Source organism: Gordonia sp. NPDC062954 (assembly GCF_044543825.1).
In the GTDB taxonomy this organism is placed as follows: domain Bacteria; phylum Actinomycetota; class Actinomycetes; order Mycobacteriales; family Mycobacteriaceae; genus Gordonia; species Gordonia tangerina.
The window spans coordinates 1-17,957 of sequence record NZ_JBITWL010000025.1 but is presented as its reverse complement, the minus strand read 5'-3'; the positions used below and the strand labels follow the sequence as shown (position 1 = coordinate 17,957).

The following is a 17,957-nucleotide window of genomic DNA, read 5'->3' as shown; positions in this document are numbered from 1 at the left end:
GGTACGCGGCGCGGTGCGACTCGTCGTCATCGGTTCATGTCGTGCGCCCGGCAAGTATGTGACCATTTGGGCGTGACAGATGAATCGGGTGCGCCCGATCCCGACGCAACGCGCTCCGCCGGCTCGACGCCACCGGCGCAGTCGCATCCCACTCGGGTCCAGGTCGTGTTGGCTGGACTGCGCTCCACGTCGATCGTGAGCCTGCAGTTCGTGTTGGTCGTCGCGGCGTTCTGGGTACTGCTCTGGGTGATCGGCAAGCTCTGGGTGATCCTGCTGCCGGTGCTCTTCGCGATCATCGTCTCCACGGTGCTGTGGCCGCCGGCGCGGTGGATGCGCAATCGCGGTGTTCCGGGAGTGGTTGCCGCGCTGGTGATGATGTTGCTGGGATTCGGGGTGCTGGCCGGCGTGGTCAGTCTGATCGTGCCGTCGATCGTGGATCAGGCGCCCGAGTTCGCATCTCGCGCCACCGACGGTGTGCGGCAGCTGCAGGACTGGGTTCAGGGTCCGCCGTTCAACGTCCAGGACGAGCAACTCAACAACATCGTCGACACGGTGGTCCAGCGGTTGCAGTCCAGCGCGTCGACGATCGCTGCCGGTGTGTTCAGCGGCGTCGGGACCGCGACGTCGATTCTCGTCACCCTGTTCACCACGTTGATCCTGGTGTTCTTCTTCCTCAAAGACGGCCCGAAGTTCCTCCCGTGGCTCGACCGGACCGTCGGCAGGCCCTCGGGCGCGCACATCGGCGAGGTGCTGCTGCGGATGTGGACCACCCTCGGCGGTTTCATCCGTACGCAGGCGATCGTCAGTTTCGTCGACGCGGCCCTGATCGGTGCCGGGTTGTTCATCCTCGGCGTGCCACTGGCCGCGGTGCTGATGGTGATCACGTTCCTCGGCGGTTTCATTCCGATCGTCGGTGCGTTCGTCGCGGGGGCGCTGGCGGTGTTGATCGCGTTGGTGTCCAACGGCTTGACCACTGCGCTCATCGTGCTCGGCATCATCCTGGCGGTGCAGCAGCTCGAGGGGAATGTGCTGCAGCCGTGGCTGCAGTCGAAGTCGATGGATCTGCATGCGGTGATCGTGCTGCTGTCGGTGACCCTGGGCGGCACCCTCTTCGGTATCACTGGCGCGTTTCTCGCGGTGCCCGCCGCCGCAGCACTGGCTGTGGTGTTGCGCTATCTCAACGAGCAGATCGCCGAACGTGCCGGCGAGGCCCTGGCGCCGCACAGCACGCCGGTCACCGCGCACATCGGCGTCCCCGACGACGAACCCGCCGATGACGCGCCGGTCGACGATCCGGGCACCTCCACCGAGAAGTAGCGCCGACAGAACCCGCAATCCCGCCGACGGAACCCCGAATGTCGCCGACAGATCGCGGTGCGAGCGCGGACCCGTCCATGCCCTCGCCGACGCTCGATCCCGATGCCGATAGACTGGACGCCCGTGAGTCTCACCCTCGGAATCGTCGGGCTTCCCAACGTCGGCAAGTCGACCCTGTTCAATGCACTGACCCGTAACGACGTGCTGGCGGCCAACTATCCGTTCGCCACCATCGAACCCAACGTCGGCGTGGTCGAACTGCCCGATCCGCGCCTCAATCGGCTGGCCGAGATCCATTCCAGCGAGCGCATCCTGCCCGCCACGGTGTCGTTCGTCGACATCGCCGGCATCGTCAAGGGGGCGTCTGAGGGGGAGGGGATGGGCAACCAGTTCCTCGCCAACATCCGCGAGGCCGACGCCATCTGCCAAGTGGTGCGCGTCTTCGCCGACGATGACGTCGTGCACGTGGACGGCCGCGTCGATCCGCTCGCCGACATCGGCATCATCGAGACCGAACTGATCCTCGCCGACCTGCAGACGATCGAGAAGGCGCTGCCGCGGATGGAGAAGGATGCCCGCAAAAACAAGGACCTCGCCGAGACGGTCGCGGCTGCGCAGAAGGCCCAGGAGATCCTGAACGAGGGCAAGACGCTGTTCTCCCAGAAGGATTCGTTCGACCTGGCCGCGGTCCGGGAACTGCATCTGATGACCGCCAAGCCGTTCCTCTACGTCTTCAACGCCGACGAGTCCGTCCTCACCGACGACGCGCGCAAACAGGAACTCCGTGATTCGGTGGCCCCGGCGGACGCGGTGTTCCTCGACGCCAAGGTGGAGAGCGAACTCCTCGAACTCGACGAGGAAGACGCGCAGGAACTGCTCGACTCCATCGGGCAGGACGAACCCGGCCTGCGTTCGCTGGCCCGCGCCGGTTTCCACACCCTCGGGCTGCAGACCTACCTGACGGCGGGGCCCAAGGAGTCGCGTGCCTGGACCATCCACCGTGGCGACACCGCACCGAAGGCGGCCGGCGTGATCCACACCGACTTCGAGAAGGGCTTCATCAAGGCCGAGATCGTGTCCTTCGACGACCTCGATGCCGCCGGCACGATGGCTGCCGCCAAGGCCGCCGGCAGGGTGCGTATGGAGGGCAAGGACTACGTGATGGCCGACGGAGACGTGGTCGAGTTCAGATTTAACGTCTAGCGTTATTAACGCATAGCGGTATATTCTGATCGCGTGATCCGGTCGTTCGGCAACCAAGGACACCGAACGCCTGTGGCGTCGTGAACGCGCTCGCTCGCTCGATCCGCGGATTCATCGGGTCGCGCTGCGCAAACTTCGTCAGGTGGGATCGGCAGAGTCGCTCGACGACCTCAGGGTCCCACCCGGGAACCGGCTCGAAGCGCTGAAAGGTGATCGGGCGGGACAACACAGCATCAGAATCAATGACCAGTGGCGAATCTGCTTCGTCTGGGCGGACACTGTGCCGGAGGAGGTGGAGATCGTTGACTACCACTGACAAGATCGCGCCGATCCATCCAGGGAAAGTCCTCATGGAGGACTTCATCGAGGGTTTCGGCATCACGCAGAACAGGTTGGCAGTGTCAATCGGTGTGCCTCCGCGCCGCATCAACGAGATCGTGCACGGCAAGCGTGCGATCACCGCTGACACGGCCTTGCGACTCGGGAAGTACTTTGGCACGTCGGCTCAATTCTGGCTCAATTTGCAGTCGCATTACGACCTTGACCTCGCCGAGGACCGTGCCGCCGAGCAGATTGATGCGATCATTCCGCTGCAGTCGGCATGACGGGCGAGGTCGTCCTTACGGGTCATCTCGTCTGTGCGAACTCCAACGAGGCTGACGTTGTCGAACGGCACTTGCGCCGTCACCTCGAACTGACCCGATGCGAGCCGGGTTGCTTGTCCTTCGATGTCGATCGGACCAACGATCCATTGGTCTGGCGGGTTGCCGAGAGATTTGCCGACGAGTCCGCGTTTGCCTTCCACTAGGGTCGAGATGCGGAGAGCGAGTGGGGCCGCGCCACGGTCGGCATAGAACGCCGGTACTCGGTCACGCTCGGGGAGAGTGGCTGACGCACGTTCATCGGTCGCGCAAACCGGTCGAGTTTCGGTTCAATGTCTAAGATCGCTCGCCACCTGCGGTTATGAATCGCCCCTAGATGTCTTGGCGGGTGGATCGAGTTTCGTTCCCGCAGTAGGCGCAGCGCACTTGTGGAATCCGGCCCGATCGAGCGTCTCGCACCTTCCGCTTCGGAGGGACCGGGCGATGTGCGAGTGACGCCGTCGGACGCCGTGCTTCTGATCGACGACAATTTTGGCGAGGCGCTGCAACTCCCGGCCGACATGGTGGTCTGAAGCGTCATTGAAGGTCCCCGGCACAGCATCGACTCTGCGGCCGCTACCGAGCGCGGACGGCGAGTGCCGCATGTGCACGCGCCGTATCGGTGCCGGCCCGGCGCGTGCGCTCGATCTCGACGAACCCGGCCGCAGCCAGCACCGCTGACATGTCGTCGACCGGTCGCCGGTAGGCGGTCGCGACCTTGTGGTCGAACGGTTCCACCACGGCTCCTTCGAAGAATCCGACGACGAGTACGCCGCCACCGACCATGGCTCTGCGGAACTCGGTGGCGATCTCGGCGACCTCGTGCGGATCGTGGTGGATCAGCGAGTACCAGGCCAGGATTCCGCTCAGCGATCCGTCCGGCACATCGAGCGCGCGCACCGATCCGACGGTGAAATCGAGGTCGGGTCGGGTGGACCGGGCATTGTGTACGAAGCCCGGCACCAGATCGATACCGCGTGCCGCGACACCGAGATCGGCGAGGTAGGCCGTGAGATGTCCCGGTCCGCACCCGACGTCGAGGACCGGACCGCTGACGTCACCGAGATGCCGGGCGATGAAGGCACGGTCGGCGGCGTCCACGCGGTCCGGGCTGCCGAACATGTCGATGTAGAGGTCGGCGACCTGGGCATAGCGTGAGCCGATCTTGTCATCTTGCATGCGGTGGCTCCGGCCATCGATGAACCGTTCTCGTCAGGACGATTTTCCGCGCACCTATCCCGAAAGTTGTGCATGGTGCAGGTGTCGTCGTCGATACTGCACCAGTGACGCGTACCAGGCGAACAGTGTTCTCCCTCATGACGATCGTGCTGACTGCCGCGGGACTGCTGGTCTCGGCGCAGGGCACCGGCAACGCCGCGCCGTCCGGCTGGCGCTACACCATGGTCGGCTTCAGCAACGCCACCGACCGCGACATGGACGTCTACACGTCGACCGACGCCACGAACTTCCGGCTGTTGCGGAAGTCGGCCTACCGGCCGCCGGCCGGTCGTGTGCGCGACGCCAGCATGTTCCGCAACACCGACGGCTGGTACTACATCACCTACACGACGGTCGACGGCGCGAACATCGGTTTCGCGCGCAGCCGGGACCGGGTGTCGTGGACGCCCATCGGCAACTGGCCGGTCCCGCTGTGTTGCGCACTGTTGCCCGGCACCGGCGACGGCAAGGGCCTGTTCGGTTCGAGCGGATCCGACTCGTCGGGGTCGGCCGGCTCCAGTGAACTCCCGTCGTTGTCGCCGTTCACCACCAAGGCATGGGCGCCGGAGTTCTTCGTCGACGGCGGCCGGGTCAACGTGATCCTGTCGATGTCGACCGGCGGCGGCTTTGTGCCCTACGTGATGACCGCGCTCGATCCGTCGCTGCGGGTGTGGAGTCCACCGGTACCGATCGTCGGGATCGGCGCCGACCACATCGACACCACCGTGGTGAAGACCGGCGCCACCTATCACGCGTTCACCAAGAACGAGACGACGAAGGTCATCGAGCATGCGGTGGCCCCGTCGCTGGCCGGACCGTATCGATTTGTGCCCACCCGCAACTGGGGTCGCTTCGTGGAGGGGCCAGTGCTCACCCAGCTGCCCAACGGAGCCTGGCGGATCTATCTGGACGCCTATAAAAGTGGGCGTTATCTGTACTCCGACAGCACAGACGGGCTGCGGTCGTGGTCTCCGCCGAAAACACTGCCGCGCCTGTCCGGGACGGTGCGCCACATCGGCATCCTGCGCGAGCCCGCCTGATCTCGGGACCAGGCCGGGAGTGGGGCGTCGATCTCCTCGATGTCATTCGACGGACCGGTTCCTCGTCCTGACCTGCGGACTTAAAATGACCAGGTGAGCTTTGCCGTCCCGTCGGAGGCATACGCCCGATTCATGGGGCGTTATGCGGAGCCGCTGGCGGGCGTCTTCGCGGCGTTCGCCGGCGTCCGCGCCGGCCAACGGGTACTCGACGTCGGCTGTGGCCCAGGAGCTTTGGCAGCGCACCTGGGTCCAATTGGGGCCGAGGTGTCGGCGATAGACCCGTCGCCGCCGTTCGTCGCGGCGATCCGGCAGCGGCTCCCCGACGTCGATGTCCGGACCGGTACGGCCGAGGAACTGCCCTACGGCGACGCCGAATTCGATGCCGCGATGGCACAGTTAGTGGTTCATTTCATGACCGATCCGGTCCGCGGCATCCGGCAGATGGCCCGCGTCACGCGGCCGGGCGGGGTGGTCGCGGCGTGTGTCTGGGACGGGCCGACCGGTGCGCTGGCGCCGTTCTGGGATGCGGTGCACGTGCTCGATCCCGACGCCGAAGATGAGGCGCTGTTGTCCGGAGCGCACCGGGGGCATCTGACCGAGCTGTTCGTGGACGCCGGTCTACGCGCGGTAGTCGAGGAGCCCATCGCGGTCGACATCGAACACCCCGCCTTCGAGGAATGGTGGGAGCCCTACACGTTCGGCGTGGGCCCGGCCGGTGAATACGTCCAGCGACTGGATGCCGACGCACGCGCACGCCTCGAGGGTGTCGCGCGGGATCGTCTGGGGCCGGGACCGTTTCGGGTGGTTGCCACCGCCTGGGCGGCGCGCGGGACGGTGTGAGGCGGACTCTGTCCGACGACGGCGGAGGTGTCCGTCTCGCCTTGTCCGGTGGGTCACAACGCGGTGCGGCAACTTCTGTCGGATAGATCACGTGATCGTGGGGCGGGGGAGGACGTGGGCGAATTTCTGTGTTCGGACTGCTTGGCGTGCCGTCGGCGCCGCGCTGATCGTATTGAGTCTGGCTGCGGCAGGAACGGCTCAGGCTGCGCCGCCGCGGGCGCACATCTGACTGGCTCCGGGCCGGTGGTGCAGAGGAGTTCTTTGCCGACAAAGACGTAACGGTGGTGCTCCCGACCGGCGCGTACGGCACCTTCTACACCGACTGGGAACGTCGCGACCCATCAGTCGGCAAACCCACGTGGGAGACATTCCTGATCCAGGAACTGCCGCCACTGATCGATGCGGGTTTCGATTGCCGACGGCAAACGGGCGATCGCGGCGCGACGCTCTCGCTCACCGGTGCGAACGCCGACAACAGGTGGGGTCCCGTCGGGTCCGGCGGTTGGCGCGATCACGACCCGGCTCGTCGTCTGGACCAGCTCCGCGGAAAGACGTTGTTCCTCTATGCCGGTGCCGGTCAGCTCGGGCCCGCGGACATCAAGCGTGACGTAACCCCGGACGAGGGGCTCTATCAGGTCGTGCTCGCTGGCCAAGGAATCGCCGCACTTATGGCAGGCCCTGTCACCCCCGCTCTGACCTGCAGTTGCAGACGTCCGCCTGCCGTTTTCGACACGGTCATCGGCCCGATCGGCGCGTACCCGGTGGAGGCCGCTGGGCGTCCTCTGTAGGTTGGGTTCAGGAAGAAGCAGCATGAACCGCGCACGAATTGCAGCGAAAGGACATGCATGACCGCGCCTGCCACAGCAACACATGACGCACCCGCGAAGGCACCCAAGAACCCCGACAAAGGCTATGTGGCCTTGCTGGGCTGGAGTCTTGGCGCCATCGAGGCGGTCGACTCATTCGACCGCCGCTACGTGGTGGTGGCCCCCGACTGGGCCGAAGAATATTGCGCCGAACACAACATCCCGTATCTCTCCTGGAACTTCGAGCGCCTCAACGACCGCTCGATGGAGATCGCCGAGACGTTGCAGGATATGGGTGTCGACGTCGCGATCCCGCTCTTCGAGGAAACCGTCGAGTGGGCGGGCGCCATCAATTCGGTCTTGATGAACAAGCCGCGGCTGTTCGGCCAGGCGATGCTGTTGCGTGACAAAGCGCTGATGAAGCGCCGCGCCCAGCTCGGTGGTATCCGGGTCGGCATCTTCGAAGAAGCGCACGACCGTGATGACGTAGTGCGCTTTCTGCGCCGGGTGAATCAGACCCTGCTCAAACTCGACGGTGATCCCAACGACCCGATCCATCTCAAGGCCTTCGACAAGGCCGGCTGCCTCGGACACCGGGTGATCCGTACCCCCGACGAGGTCGACACCATTCCGGAAGAAGAGTTCCCGGTCCTGATGGAGTCGCACCTCGATGGCTGGGAGTTCGCAGTCGAGGCGTGGATTCACAACGGCAAGATCAAGTTTCTCAACATCTCCGAATACGTGACGTTGGGTTATTCGGTCTTCGTGCCCGCCACCCCGGAACTGGAGAAGTACCGTCCGGCGATCACCGCACAGATCGAAAAGCTGATCAAGACCTTCGACATCGATTTCGGATTCGTGCACCCCGAATACTTCGTGACCAACGACGGTGAGATGTACTTTGGCGAAGTCGCTTATCGGCCACCGGGTTTCAAGGTGTTTGAGCTGCTGGAACGTGCGTACGGATTCAATGCCTACCAAGCGCTGGTGCTGTCTTTCGACCCGAAGACCACCGAGGAGGAGATCGATGCCTTCTTCCCGCGTGAGGTGGTCGACGCCAGCGGCGTCGCGGGATGTTTCGGTGTGTATCCACGCCGCCGGGTGGTCTCCAATCTCGAGATCCCGGAGGAGACCGCCGACGACGACTACTACGAGACCAACGATCTCTCCGAGCCACTCGAGGAGACCGTCACCAAGCGCACTGCCTTCGGCACGCACTGGGGTCTGCTGTACTTCTTCGGTGAGGATCCCTATCGGATGCGTGATCTGCTCAAGCGTCAGGAAGAACTCGATTTCTACGTGTGAGACGTCGCCGCGGTCCGCCGAGGTGCGCGGCACGCGGCACCGCGAGAACCACAAAAGGTGCCCTTGCCAGTGACATCAATCGACCATCCCGACACCGGCCGTGCGTTGGTGTCTCGGATCGAACAACTCGACCACGCCACGACGGCCATGGACGAGGCGCCCGAGTTCACCAAGCCGGGCAAACTGCGACGAGTCCTCGACGCACTGCGCCGGGTGCTGACCCAACCCGGTGGATGCGCGGCTGTCCGCGCGCGGGCCGCGGCGCTGGAACGTGCCGGTGTGTTCGCCGGCTCCGACTGGGATCAACCCGACATCCTGGTGCCGGCGCTGGCCGGTCCGAGCCTGCGAGGCGACAACACTGACACCGTGATCCTCGAGGCCACGAGTGAGTTGCGGCTGGTGGCGATCGCCGCCGGTGAGCACACGCGTCCGGACATGACCGCCGACGATGCCCGACGATTCTTGTCGCAGGTACTGGCACTGAACCTGGATCTGCTGCTCGCGCCGATGTCGGAAGCCGACCGCGCACGGCAAAACGGCGGCGCGCGGGTGGCCCGCGCCGTGTTCGACTATGTGGTCGACGAGATCGGCTACGACAGCGTGCTCGACGAACTGGTCGAGGAGATCTGGCGAATTCTGCGTCAGCGACCGATCCAGGTCGATCACGTGAAGGCGATGGTCACCCGGATCGCCGTCCATCGCAACAACCCCGACGTCGACCTGGGCGCCGCGGGGCAGGGACTCGATCGTCTGACGACCGCGCTGTTCGGTCCCACCGAGGCCTGCCGCGAGGACCCCGGCATCGACGTGTACCTGTCGCGGTTGTCGGCGATGGACGCCGAGGGGCTGGAGTTCGAGGCGCGCGGATTCGCTCGCGCCATGCACGACACCGGTCTGGTGTCCGGATACCACGCCGCCCTGGTGCGGTTCCTGGTGGACGACAACATCTTTCTCCTGCCCGAGGCCCTCGGACTCTCGGAGGTGGGACGCAATTGTCTGCTCCGCTACACCGACCTGGTGCAGGAGCTGATCCTGCGCACCGTGGAACCGCAGCATGCGCAATGCCTGTACGGACTGGCCTTGCTGCTCGACCGCGGGATACTGCACCAGCCGCCGGTGGTGCCGTCGCTGTGGCGTCAGGTGTCGCTGAAACTCGCACCAGCAGTTCGGGAGCGTCTGCACTCGGCCTTCGGGCCGGCGGTGGAACCCGAGGGACTGTTGCTGGGCGGTCTCCTGTCGATGCTGGGCCAGCCACTCGGGGTGGGCCAGGGTGACAACCCGACGTGCCAGTCGGCGCGTGCGTTGTCGATGTGGGCTTACAACGATCCCGACTACCTGCTGCAGGTGGTGGCGTGGGCGGCCCGCGACGACGAGGTGATCGCCCACTTCGAGGGCCAGCGCATCTCCTCGGCCGAGAGTGTCGGCGGCGTCGCGACAGCTGACCCGATCGATCTCGATCCGGTGTCGCTGCTGGTGGTTCCGCACCTTGATCGCATCTACGCCGAGATGGTGCGCCGTTGTGCCGACCGTCCCGGCGACCCGCACCGGTGGGTGAACCCGGAATTCCACGGCTGGTGGTCGGCTCGGGGATTTCGGATCAACGTGGATGTGGCGACCGGCGACATCGTGGACCTCGACGACTTCATCCGCCAGTTCTATGCCGCATATCACCCGCGCTACAACGGCAATCAACCGCTGATCCACCCTCAACCGGCCGGGATCGCGTTCACCGACAGTGCAGCGCGCTACGTCGGCTGGCACGCCATCACAATCCTGCGGGTCGCCGCGGACCCCAACGGTGACATCCGCGTCTACTTCTTCAACCCCAACAATGACAGTGGCCAGGACTGGGGCGACTCGGTGGTGGTGGGCACCGCCGGCAACGGTGAACGACCGGGGGAAGGCTCACTGCCGTTCGCCCAGTTTGCCTCCCGGCTCTACATCTTCCACGCCGATCCGCTCGAGGACGGCACCCTCACCGATGTCCCGGCCGTCGATGTCGCCGAAGTGGTCGGCTACGTCGAACGCAGCTGGGGGGCCGATCGCACGCTGCGACCTCGCGACGGCCAGGTCGATCACGGCTCGCCGTGACGGGCTGAACCGAACATCTACGCATCCGCGTTTCGGGGTCCGTGCCGCGGGGAATCATTCCCGTGCGGGGTGGTCATCTCCCGCATGGCATGGCCGGAAGGTGAGGCGTGAGGTTGATCGCAGGAGACACCGTAGTCCAATTCGCGAGAGCGATCCGTCCCCGGCCGTGGTCGCATCACCGCGGACCGGAGGTCAGGTCATGACGACGGTGTCGCCGGCCTCGGCCGGCGAGCCGGCGATCGGCACCGACGTGTATTTGCCCCAGGAGGACACTGCGCTGCTGATCGATGCGATGGATACACATGGAGTGCGCGGAGCACGTGTGCTCGATCTGTGCACGGGCACCGGTGCCGTCGCAATCGCTGCAGCCGCGGGCGGAGCCCGCGAGGCGGTGGCGGTGGATTCCTCGCACAGCGCCGTGGAGCATGCACGGGCAGCGGCCTGCGCCGCAGGCCGACCGGTCACGGTGAGACACGCTGACCTGGCCGCCGAGCACGGCCGGTTCGAGGTTGTGACCTGCAATCCGCCGTATGTACCGACGCCGACACTTTCGCATCCTGCATTCCATCCGGCCGGACCGGCGCATGCCTGGGATGCCGGGGTCGACGGGCGTGCGGTGCTCGACCCCCTGTGTCGCCACGCGCCGACGTTGTTGACGCCCGGCGGCACGCTACTGGTGGTGCAGTCGGAGTTCGCCGGCGTCGACGCCTCCATCGTCGCCCTGGAGGGTGCGGGCCTCGCCGCGCAGGTGATCGCTGAACGCTGGATCCCGTTCGGCCCGGTGCTGACTGCCCGGGCTCGATGGCTCGAGCACCGCGGATTACTGGAATACGGTCGTCGGATCGAACGGCTGGTGGTGATCGCGGCGAGGGCCCCGGACGCAACGGCGCAGGCGAGAGGGCGACACAGATGACCGCCCAGCGGCGGACAGTTCGGGTGGTTCGCGGCGGCCCGGTGCTGGTCGAGGGCCCGATCGACATCGAACTTCCCGACGGCACCTGTGTCGAGTCGGATCGGTTCATGGTCGCGATCTGCGCGTGCGGCCGCAGCAAGAACTACCCGCTGTGCGACACCAGCCATCGCAAGCGCCGGCGGCGCTGATCGGATTCGGACAGCTACAGCTCCCCGACGAGGGCACTGCGGCCCGCCCGCCAGGCGGTCATCACGTGCGCATCCAGCGCGTCTTCGACGAACAGAAACGCGCGGATGCCGAAGACGATGTCGGTCTCGCACTCGGGCTCGGTGCGGATCAGGTCGCCGACCACGTCGGTGCGCAGGATCTGTTCGTGCACCGCGTCGGCCTCGACGTGCTCGCGATAGAAATGCCGGCAGGGCTCTGGTGCCTGCAGCCGGTCGAGCCCCGACAGCAGACGCGCCGAACCCGGCGGTGAGGTGATCTCGGTGGCCGCCAGGTGACCGACGGCGGCGCCGCGGTAGCGCCGGTGCAGACCGAACAGCGACATCAGATTGACCGGTGTCAGAGCCGCGGCGGGGACGATGTCGAGGTAGCCGAGGTAGTCCTCGCGCAGATGCGCAGCCCGCAGCAGCTCGGCGAACAGCTCCTGGTGGACAGCATCACCGTGTCCGCCGCCGAACTCATCGAACTCGACCGCGACAAATGCGGCTTTGGCGTGGCCGCGCAGCCGCGGAATCGCCCAGGCGTGCGGATCGGCTTCCTTCAGGTGATAGACGGAGCGCAGCGCGAACATCTGGCGGTACTGGTCCCACGTGCCCGCGTCACGCAGGTGATAGGAGGCGCCGTCACCGTCGGGTGACTCGACGCTCAACTCGTCCATGGCGTGCCCGGCGGTCTCGCCACCGGTGACCGGAACGTCACGATGCAGCGCGGCGCGGAAGTGTCGTTCGAGCTCGCCGCGCAGGGCCAGCAGGCCGGGCTGCCATTCCCACTCGGTGTCGACTTCGGCGAAGCCGCGGTAGTGCAACTCGTAACAGAGGTAGAGGGCCAGCTGCAGATCATCGCCGTACGGGTCGACCTCCGTCAGCGCGGCCGGGGATACCGCCTCCGGTGCCGCGATGCCGTGCGGGGCCGTCGGATCGGCCCGGAGGTGATCGATCACCAGCGCCGAGAGCGGCCCGCGCGCAGAGGGCAGCGTCGGCGCGGGTGCGTTGGTCACTGCGGGTCTGTTCAGCTGGCTGGTCATTGACATCGCGCCTCTCATCGATATGCCCTAATCCGGACGTCGTCCCCAGGGTAGAACCTGGAGTATCCGGTGTACGCCGTGCCGAAACGATGCCGTGGGCGCCGGCAGGCGAGCCGCAGCGGTGCCGACACTGGGCCATGTCCTCGCTGGGCAGGCTGCTCTTGGGTACCGTTGCCCCCGATGCGCGCGGTGTGGAGACGGTTCAGGGCGCGGCTGCCGTCGCGTGTGCGCTCGGTCGTCGACCTCGCCGTCGCCACGGTCAAGGACTCGGGTGATGACCGCATCACCGGACTCGCCAGCGAGATCGCGTTCTGGGTGCTGCTGAGCCTGCCGGCCGTGTCCATCGCCATGGTCTCGTTGGCCGGACTGCTCGACCCGGTGCTGGGTTCGGATGCCCGGGCTCAACTCATCGAACGCATCGAAGAGATCGCCGCGCAAGTATTCCGGCAGCAGACCGTCGACGATGTCATCGCGGCAATGCTCGACCGGCTGTTGGTCGAGGGGTCCCCGTCGGTGTTCTCGATCTCGTTTCTGGTCGCGGTCTTCACCGCCAGCCGTATCCTGCGCGTGGTGGTTCTGGCGGTCACGATCGCCTACGACCTGGACGAGGAACGTCCCACCTGGATGGCGCGCGTGTTGGGACTGGTGTTCTCCGTGATCGGCCTGATCCTCGGAGTGGTGCTGGTGCCGCTGGTGGTGGCCGGCCCGCAGCTGGGCTACATCGTCGAACGGCGGTGGGGTCTGGCGGCGCTGCCTCTCGGCGAGATCTGGACAATCGCTTACTGGCCGGTGGCGGTGGTGGTGTTGACTCTGGTCGTGGCGGCGCTGTTCCACTGGGCCACACCACGGCGGACCCCGTTTTATCGGGATCTGCCCGGCGCCGTACTGGCCACCGGCGGGGGTCTCGCGGTCAGCGCGCTCCTGCGGCTCTACACCGACACCGCGTTCGGCGGCGATGCGGTGTACGCCCCGCTCGCCGCGCCCCTGGCGATCCTGGTGTGGGTGTGGTCGGTGGCCATCGTGCTGCTCTTCGGGGCCGAACTCAACGCCGAGATCGAGAAGGCCCACCCCAGTAACGGCTGGCCACCGCCGCGTCGGCGTTCCCCGGCGGAGCTCGGCGCGAGCGGCCTCGCCCGGGTCCGCCGGTTCACCGGTCCCGCCCGCCGCGAGTAAGCCGGCACAACAGTTCGTCCCCCGGTTATCGCCACACCTACCGCGAGTTCGGCGGGGAGTTGCGAGTGTCGGGGGACGAACGTTGTGCAGGATCTGGCCTGAGGCGACGATCAGGAATCGGCGACGACCGCGCGCTCCTTGGCGTCGGACTTCTTCGCCTGCACCTCCTGGGCGACGTCGATCTCGGTGGTGCCCTCCGGAACGCGTCGCGACGGTCCCGTGCGGCCGTGAGTGGCGTAGAGCATCAATCCGACGAAGGTGAGGCCACCGACGAGATTGCCGAGCACCGTCGGGATCTCGTTCCAGACCAGGTAGTCGCCGATCGAGAAGTCACCGCCCAGCATCAGTCCCGACGGGAAGAGGAACATGTTGACGATGGAATGCTCGAAACCCATGTAGAAGAACAGCATGATCGGCATCCACATCGCGATCACCTTGCCCGGCACCGACGTCGACATCATCGCCGCGACCACACCGGTGGACACCATCCAGTTGCACAGCACGCCGCGGATGAACAGGGTCAGCATGCCCGCGGCGCCGTGCTCGGCGTAGCCGACGGTCCGGGAATGACCGATCTCGCCGAGCTGCTGCCCGACGGCATCGGGATCGGTACTGAACCCGTAGGTGACGATGATCGCCATGAACACCGCGACGGTGAACGCACCCAGGAAGTTGCCGACGAACACCAGGCCGAAGTTGCGCAACATGCTCTTGAACGTCACGCCTCGCCGTTTGTCGATCAACGCCAGCGGTACCAGCGTGAACACCCCGGTCAGCAGGTCGAATCCCATCAGGTAGAGCAAACAGAATCCGACGGGGAACAACACCGCACCGAGCAGCGGTTCACCCGTTCGGACGGTGATGGTGACGGCGAACGCCGCGGCGAGCGCGAGAATCGCGCCCGCCATGTACGCGCGTATCAGCGTATCCCGGGTGGACAGGAACGTTTTCGCCTCGCCGGCATCGACCATCTGTTTCACGAACTCGGCAGGCTTCACGTACGACATGAGACTCCTCAGGTTGACGGTGAATGTGCGTCAGTCAATCGAGTCGGAATGTCGGTTTTGTGTCATGAAGACGAATCGGTGTTACGTCCTCCTCACGGCAACCCGCGGCGAGTGTGAGTTCTCGATGGGCAAGTGACATGAGACACCGGCCTGGTGTCACGGATCACCGAATCACATCAGGCCGTGCTCGTAGGCGTAAGCCGTTGCCGCGGTCCTGGTGTTGACGTCGAGCTTGGCGAAGATGTTGGAGAGATGCCGCGACACCGTCTTCTCACTCAGGGTCAGCGTTTCGGCGACCTGACCGTTGCTCCGTCCGGTGGCGACCAGGCGTAACACCTCGACCTCGCGATCGGACAGGCCCGCCGGGTGAGCGTCGGGACCGAGTAGGTCGGCGACGGCCTCGGCGTCCGGTCGGGCGCCCAGAGCGTCGAAGATGCGACCGGCGGCGGCCAATTCGGCTCGGGCCGAATCGGAGTCCGACAGGGCGAGCAGACCGCGGCCGATCGCTGCCTGGCAGCGCGCTGCCTCGTACGGACAGTGCAACTCCATCCATTGCTGACGTGCCTTGCGCAGGTAGGGTAGGGCACCGGCCGGATCGTCGTCGGCGAGTTCGACCGTGCCCGACGCGAACGCCGCCTTGGCCTGCAACGCAACGCACCCGAACCGATCGCCGATCTCGGCGAGTTCGGCTGCCAGCGGCCGCGATTGCGCCACCGCCCCGGTCGCCAGCAGGATCTCCACTGCGCCGGGCAGGATGCGGGCCCGCAACACCGGTTCGGTGGACTCCAGCAACAGACGTTGGGCCGCGCCCGCCGCGGCCTGCGCTCGCCCGCGGGCCAGCCACAGCCGGGCCAGGGCCGGCTGCGGATCATAGCCATGTGCTCCTGCCTGCGAGAACGACAGTTCCGCATTGTCCAGATCGCCGAGAATGCGGTACACCTCACCGCGCTCGGCGAAGGCCAGACCTGCTGCGGACGCTGACGTGTCGAGGTATCGCGCCAGCGCCGCATCGAATTCGGCGATCGCATCGCGAAACGCACCCGACAACGTGCACATCTGCCCGCGGTGCACGGCGCACTGTCCGGTGAACGGCACCAGTCCCGGTTGGCGGTCACACCATCGGGTCAGCGCCGCGGTCCAGGTGGCGGCCCGGCCGACATCCAACACTCGTTGGCAGCCCTCGATCATGGTGCAGTACACCTGGCCGGCGAACACCGCGGACACCTCGCCGGCGGCCACCCTCGTCATCGCCTCGTCGAACAGCGCCAGGCCCTCGGGTACCCGGCCTCCTTCCAGGGTGAGCCGTCCCTGCGACGCGATACCGACGGCGACGAGATCCGGATCGTGGTGTCGGTGGCCGGTCTCGGCGACGGCACGTGCGCAGTCGAACGCCTGTGGCCATCGGGCGGCATCGATGTGTGCGTACATGCGCACGATTTCGATGTATCCGCGCTCCACCACGTCGGCGTCGTGATCGGCGAGCAGCCGGTTGGCGCGCGCGGTCCAGCCCTGGCCGACGACGGGGTCGCCGGCCATCGTGGCGATCATCGCCATCCAGAACGCGCACCGCACGGCGGCGGGGACGTTCGCGTTGTCGAGTTCGGCTGCGAAGGCGTGGTGCAGCGCGTCGAGAGCGGTCTGATCGTGACCACCGAGATACGCGGCGACACCGAGCCTGCCGAGATCGTCCGGACGGAGTTCGGCCGGATCGATGTCCATCCAGCGCCGCAGAGCCGTCGACCAGTCGCCGGCCTCGAACTCCGGTCGGGCCCGTTCGAGTTCGCCGGCGAGCGTCATCGATCCGCCACCTCCTGCCTCGAGCGTAAGACCGGCCGGGGCCGACGTGCATTGGCTCAGGCCAATTGATGCTCCGGCTGGGCGGCTCGCTGTGCGATCCGGTCGGCGATGTAGGCCGCGTCGCGTCCGACGCCGGGCAGCACCATGGAGCTGAAGGCGTATTGGAACGACAGGCCGCAGAAGTACAGGCCAGGGGCGGTTTCCACCACACCGCGCATCTCGTCGGGCCAGCCGTCGGGGCCGAACACCGGCAGATGAATCCAGTCGAAGACCTGGCGGAATCCGGTGCACCAGATGACGTTGGCGACGTCGAGCACCTCACCGTCGGCGGTCTGCGGGAGACCGTCACGGGCGCCCACCACTCGCTGCTCGATCCGCGTCACATCGCGTTCGCGCAGGTCGGCGGCCTTCACGCGCAACGCGGGTGCCCCATGGAACCGCACCTTCGGAAGCTCTCTGCGGCCCACCGGGGTGCGTCGGGTCAGGATGTGACGCCACGCGAAGATCATCATCGGGAACAGCACGCGTGCCTGCCAGGACTCCGGATAGAACGGGATCGATCCGCAGTCGCGTCCACACAGCGTCGTCGGACGGGTCGCCGCAACCTCGTAGGCGATGTCGGCGCCGGAGTGCGATGCGCCGACCACCAGTGTCGGGCCGTCGCGCAATTGCTCGGGCCGCCGATACTCACTGGAGTGCAATTGCAGGATCGCGGGATCGAGTTCGGCCGCGCAGTCCGGAATCGCGGGAGTGCGCCCGAAGGTTCCGGTGGCGACCACCACGGTGCGCGATGCGAGTGTGCCGGCGTCGGTGTCGACCACGAAGCCGCCTCGCGGATCGGGGTCCAGTGAGCGTACCCGGGTCGACAACCGAACCGGCAACCCGAAGCGTTGGGCGTAGGTCTCCAGATAATCGGCGACGTCGTCCTAGCCGGGAAACGACCAGCCGTCGGCGGGAAACGGCATGCCGGGCAGGCCGTCGTATCGGGCGGGGGAGTACAGGCGAAGGCTGTCCCATTGGCGGCGCCAGTTGTCGCCGATTCGGTGGTTGGCGTCGATCACCACGCAGGGTTGTTCGTGTTTGCGGAGATGATACGCCGTGGCCAGGCCGGCCTGGCCCGCGCCGACGATGACGGTGTCGATCTGTTCGATGTTCATGGCGTCCTCCTGCGTCGGCCGACATCGGTGTCGGCTTGGCCGACCGGCTCGGACCGGTCGACTCTGACGCTAGGCAGCCACAGTCGCCGCCACATCGGACATCAACCGTTGCCTTCTGGTGAGCAAACGTGAGCATTGCTGCTGTGTCTGCGGTGTCATCAGGCAGCCTCGCCTTGCGGTGAGGCGGTCCCCGTCTGACC

At 66.2% G+C, this 17,957-nt stretch carries 16 protein-coding genes and 2 pseudogenes; 13 read left to right on the top strand and 5 right to left on the bottom strand.

Annotated elements, in window-relative coordinates; genetic code table 11:
- Positions 1–36: 36 nt before the first annotated feature.
- The 5 genes and pseudogenes from ACIGKQ_RS20285 to ACIGKQ_RS20265 all read left to right on the top strand — a co-directional run bounded on the left by ACIGKQ_RS20285 (position 37) and on the right by ACIGKQ_RS20265 (position 3,328).
- Positions 37–1,317: an AI-2E family transporter gene (locus ACIGKQ_RS20285; protein WP_396574771.1), complete on the top strand. Its 1,281-nt coding sequence runs from the start codon at positions 37–39 to the stop codon at positions 1,315–1,317.
- 123 nt (positions 1,318–1,440) lie between these two features.
- Positions 1,441–2,520: a redox-regulated ATPase YchF gene (ychF, locus tag ACIGKQ_RS20280; RefSeq protein WP_396574770.1), complete on the top strand. Its 1,080-nt coding sequence runs from the start codon at positions 1,441–1,443 to the stop codon at positions 2,518–2,520.
- A gap of 33 nt (positions 2,521–2,553) precedes the next feature.
- Positions 2,554–2,836: pseudogene (locus ACIGKQ_RS20275) on the top strand (type II toxin-antitoxin system RelE/ParE family toxin).
- Complete coding sequence (locus tag ACIGKQ_RS20270) at positions 2,823–3,125, top strand: HigA family addiction module antitoxin (protein WP_266063372.1); 303 nt, start codon at positions 2,823–2,825, stop codon at positions 3,123–3,125. The pseudogene ACIGKQ_RS20275 and the gene ACIGKQ_RS20270 overlap by 14 nt, the downstream one beginning before the upstream one ends.
- A complete protein-coding gene (locus ACIGKQ_RS20265; protein ID WP_396574769.1) occupies positions 3,122–3,328 on the top strand; it encodes a putative quinol monooxygenase in 207 nt (68 codons plus the stop codon). The genes ACIGKQ_RS20270 and ACIGKQ_RS20265 overlap by 4 nt, the downstream gene beginning before the upstream one ends.
- Before the next feature lie 409 nt (positions 3,329–3,737).
- On the opposite strand, the gene ACIGKQ_RS20260 is transcribed toward ACIGKQ_RS20265, so the two are convergent.
- Positions 3,738–4,340 (bottom strand): class I SAM-dependent methyltransferase, encoded by a 603-nt coding sequence (locus ACIGKQ_RS20260; RefSeq protein ID WP_396574768.1) that lies wholly within the window; start codon positions 4,338–4,340, stop codon positions 3,738–3,740.
- Between the two features lie 137 nt (positions 4,341–4,477).
- Here ACIGKQ_RS20260 and ACIGKQ_RS20255 point away from each other — a divergent pair, with 137 nt between their 5' ends.
- The 7 genes from ACIGKQ_RS20255 (at position 4,478) to ACIGKQ_RS20225 (ending at position 11,562) form a co-directional block, all read left to right on the top strand.
- The gene (locus ACIGKQ_RS20255; RefSeq protein WP_396574767.1) at positions 4,478–5,419 is read left to right on the top strand and encodes an arabinofuranosidase; all 942 of its coding nucleotides are present in this window, start codon (positions 4,478–4,480) and stop codon (positions 5,417–5,419) included.
- 93 nt (positions 5,420–5,512) lie between these two features.
- Positions 5,513–6,259, top strand: coding sequence for a class I SAM-dependent methyltransferase (locus ACIGKQ_RS20250; protein WP_396574766.1), 747 nt, complete (start codon positions 5,513–5,515; stop codon positions 6,257–6,259).
- Positions 6,260–6,540: 281 nt separating this feature from the next.
- Positions 6,541–7,047 carry a hypothetical protein gene (locus ACIGKQ_RS20245; RefSeq protein ID WP_396574765.1) on the top strand — a complete coding sequence of 169 codons (507 nt, stop codon included), beginning with the start codon at positions 6,541–6,543 and terminating at the stop codon, positions 7,045–7,047.
- A gap of 57 nt (positions 7,048–7,104) precedes the next feature.
- Positions 7,105–8,370: an acetyl-CoA carboxylase biotin carboxylase subunit family protein gene (locus ACIGKQ_RS20240; RefSeq protein ID WP_396574764.1), complete on the top strand. Its 1,266-nt coding sequence runs from the start codon at positions 7,105–7,107 to the stop codon at positions 8,368–8,370.
- A gap of 147 nt (positions 8,371–8,517) precedes the next feature.
- The gene (locus tag ACIGKQ_RS20235) at positions 8,518–10,461 is read left to right on the top strand and encodes a hypothetical protein (protein ID WP_396574798.1); all 1,944 of its coding nucleotides are present in this window, start codon (positions 8,518–8,520) and stop codon (positions 10,459–10,461) included.
- Positions 10,462–10,660: 199 nt separating this feature from the next.
- Positions 10,661–11,374 carry a methyltransferase gene (locus ACIGKQ_RS20230; protein WP_396574763.1) on the top strand — a complete coding sequence of 238 codons (714 nt, stop codon included), beginning with the start codon at positions 10,661–10,663 and terminating at the stop codon, positions 11,372–11,374.
- Positions 11,371–11,562, top strand: a complete 192-nt coding sequence (locus ACIGKQ_RS20225; protein ID WP_266063362.1) for a CDGSH iron-sulfur domain-containing protein — start codon at positions 11,371–11,373, stop codon at positions 11,560–11,562. The genes ACIGKQ_RS20230 and ACIGKQ_RS20225 overlap by 4 nt, the downstream gene beginning before the upstream one ends.
- A 14-nt stretch (positions 11,563–11,576) precedes the next feature.
- Here ACIGKQ_RS20225 and ACIGKQ_RS20220 read toward each other — a convergent pair whose 3' ends face one another.
- Entirely contained in the window at positions 11,577–12,629 is a 1,053-nt protein-coding gene (locus ACIGKQ_RS20220; RefSeq protein WP_372512458.1) for an iron-containing redox enzyme family protein, read from the bottom strand.
- Between the two features lie 174 nt (positions 12,630–12,803).
- On the opposite strand from ACIGKQ_RS20220, the gene ACIGKQ_RS20215 reads away from it, so the two are divergent.
- Positions 12,804–13,796 (top strand): YihY/virulence factor BrkB family protein, encoded by a 993-nt coding sequence (locus ACIGKQ_RS20215; protein WP_266063360.1) that lies wholly within the window; start codon positions 12,804–12,806, stop codon positions 13,794–13,796.
- 110 nt (positions 13,797–13,906) lie between these two features.
- Here ACIGKQ_RS20215 and ACIGKQ_RS20210 read toward each other — a convergent pair whose 3' ends face one another.
- The 3 genes and pseudogenes from ACIGKQ_RS20210 to ACIGKQ_RS20200 all read right to left on the bottom strand — a co-directional run bounded on the left by ACIGKQ_RS20210 (position 13,907) and on the right by ACIGKQ_RS20200 (position 17,757).
- On the bottom strand, positions 13,907–14,803 hold the full coding sequence (locus ACIGKQ_RS20210; protein WP_235724513.1) for a formate/nitrite transporter family protein: 897 nt from the start codon (positions 14,801–14,803) through the stop codon (positions 13,907–13,909).
- Positions 14,804–14,974: 171 nt separating this feature from the next.
- Positions 14,975–16,600 (bottom strand): LuxR C-terminal-related transcriptional regulator, encoded by a 1,626-nt coding sequence (locus tag ACIGKQ_RS20205; RefSeq protein ID WP_396574762.1) that lies wholly within the window; start codon positions 16,598–16,600, stop codon positions 14,975–14,977.
- 56 nt (positions 16,601–16,656) lie between these two features.
- A pseudogene (locus ACIGKQ_RS20200) lies at positions 16,657–17,757 on the bottom strand (flavin-containing monooxygenase).
- Positions 17,758–17,957 lie beyond the last annotated feature (200 nt).

Excerpts from the sequence above, each read along its gene's own strand:
- ACIGKQ_RS20285 (WP_396574771.1), top strand. The coding sequence starts at position 37 with ATGTCGTGCGCCCGGCAAGTATGTGACCATTTGGGCGTGACAGATGAA.
- ACIGKQ_RS20265 (WP_396574769.1), top strand. The coding sequence starts at position 3,122 with ATGACGGGCGAGGTCGTCCTTACGGGTCATCTCGTCTGTGCGAACTCC.
- ACIGKQ_RS20260 (WP_396574768.1), bottom strand. The coding sequence starts at position 4,340 with ATGCAAGATGACAAGATCGGCTCACGCTATGCCCAGGTCGCCGACCTC.
- ACIGKQ_RS20255 (WP_396574767.1), top strand. The coding sequence starts at position 4,478 with ATGACGATCGTGCTGACTGCCGCGGGACTGCTGGTCTCGGCGCAGGGC.
- ACIGKQ_RS20240 (WP_396574764.1), top strand. The coding sequence starts at position 7,105 with ATGACCGCGCCTGCCACAGCAACACATGACGCACCCGCGAAGGCACCC.
- ACIGKQ_RS20235 (WP_396574798.1), top strand. The coding sequence starts at position 8,518 with ATGGACGAGGCGCCCGAGTTCACCAAGCCGGGCAAACTGCGACGAGTC.
- ACIGKQ_RS20230 (WP_396574763.1), top strand. The coding sequence starts at position 10,661 with ATGACGACGGTGTCGCCGGCCTCGGCCGGCGAGCCGGCGATCGGCACC.
- ACIGKQ_RS20225 (WP_266063362.1), top strand. The coding sequence starts at position 11,371 with ATGACCGCCCAGCGGCGGACAGTTCGGGTGGTTCGCGGCGGCCCGGTG.
- ACIGKQ_RS20220 (WP_372512458.1), bottom strand. The coding sequence starts at position 12,629 with ATGTCAATGACCAGCCAGCTGAACAGACCCGCAGTGACCAACGCACCC.
- ACIGKQ_RS20215 (WP_266063360.1), top strand. The coding sequence starts at position 12,804 with ATGCGCGCGGTGTGGAGACGGTTCAGGGCGCGGCTGCCGTCGCGTGTG.
- ACIGKQ_RS20210 (WP_235724513.1), bottom strand. The coding sequence starts at position 14,803 with ATGTCGTACGTGAAGCCTGCCGAGTTCGTGAAACAGATGGTCGATGCC.
- ACIGKQ_RS20205 (WP_396574762.1), bottom strand. The coding sequence starts at position 16,600 with ATGACGCTCGCCGGCGAACTCGAACGGGCCCGACCGGAGTTCGAGGCC.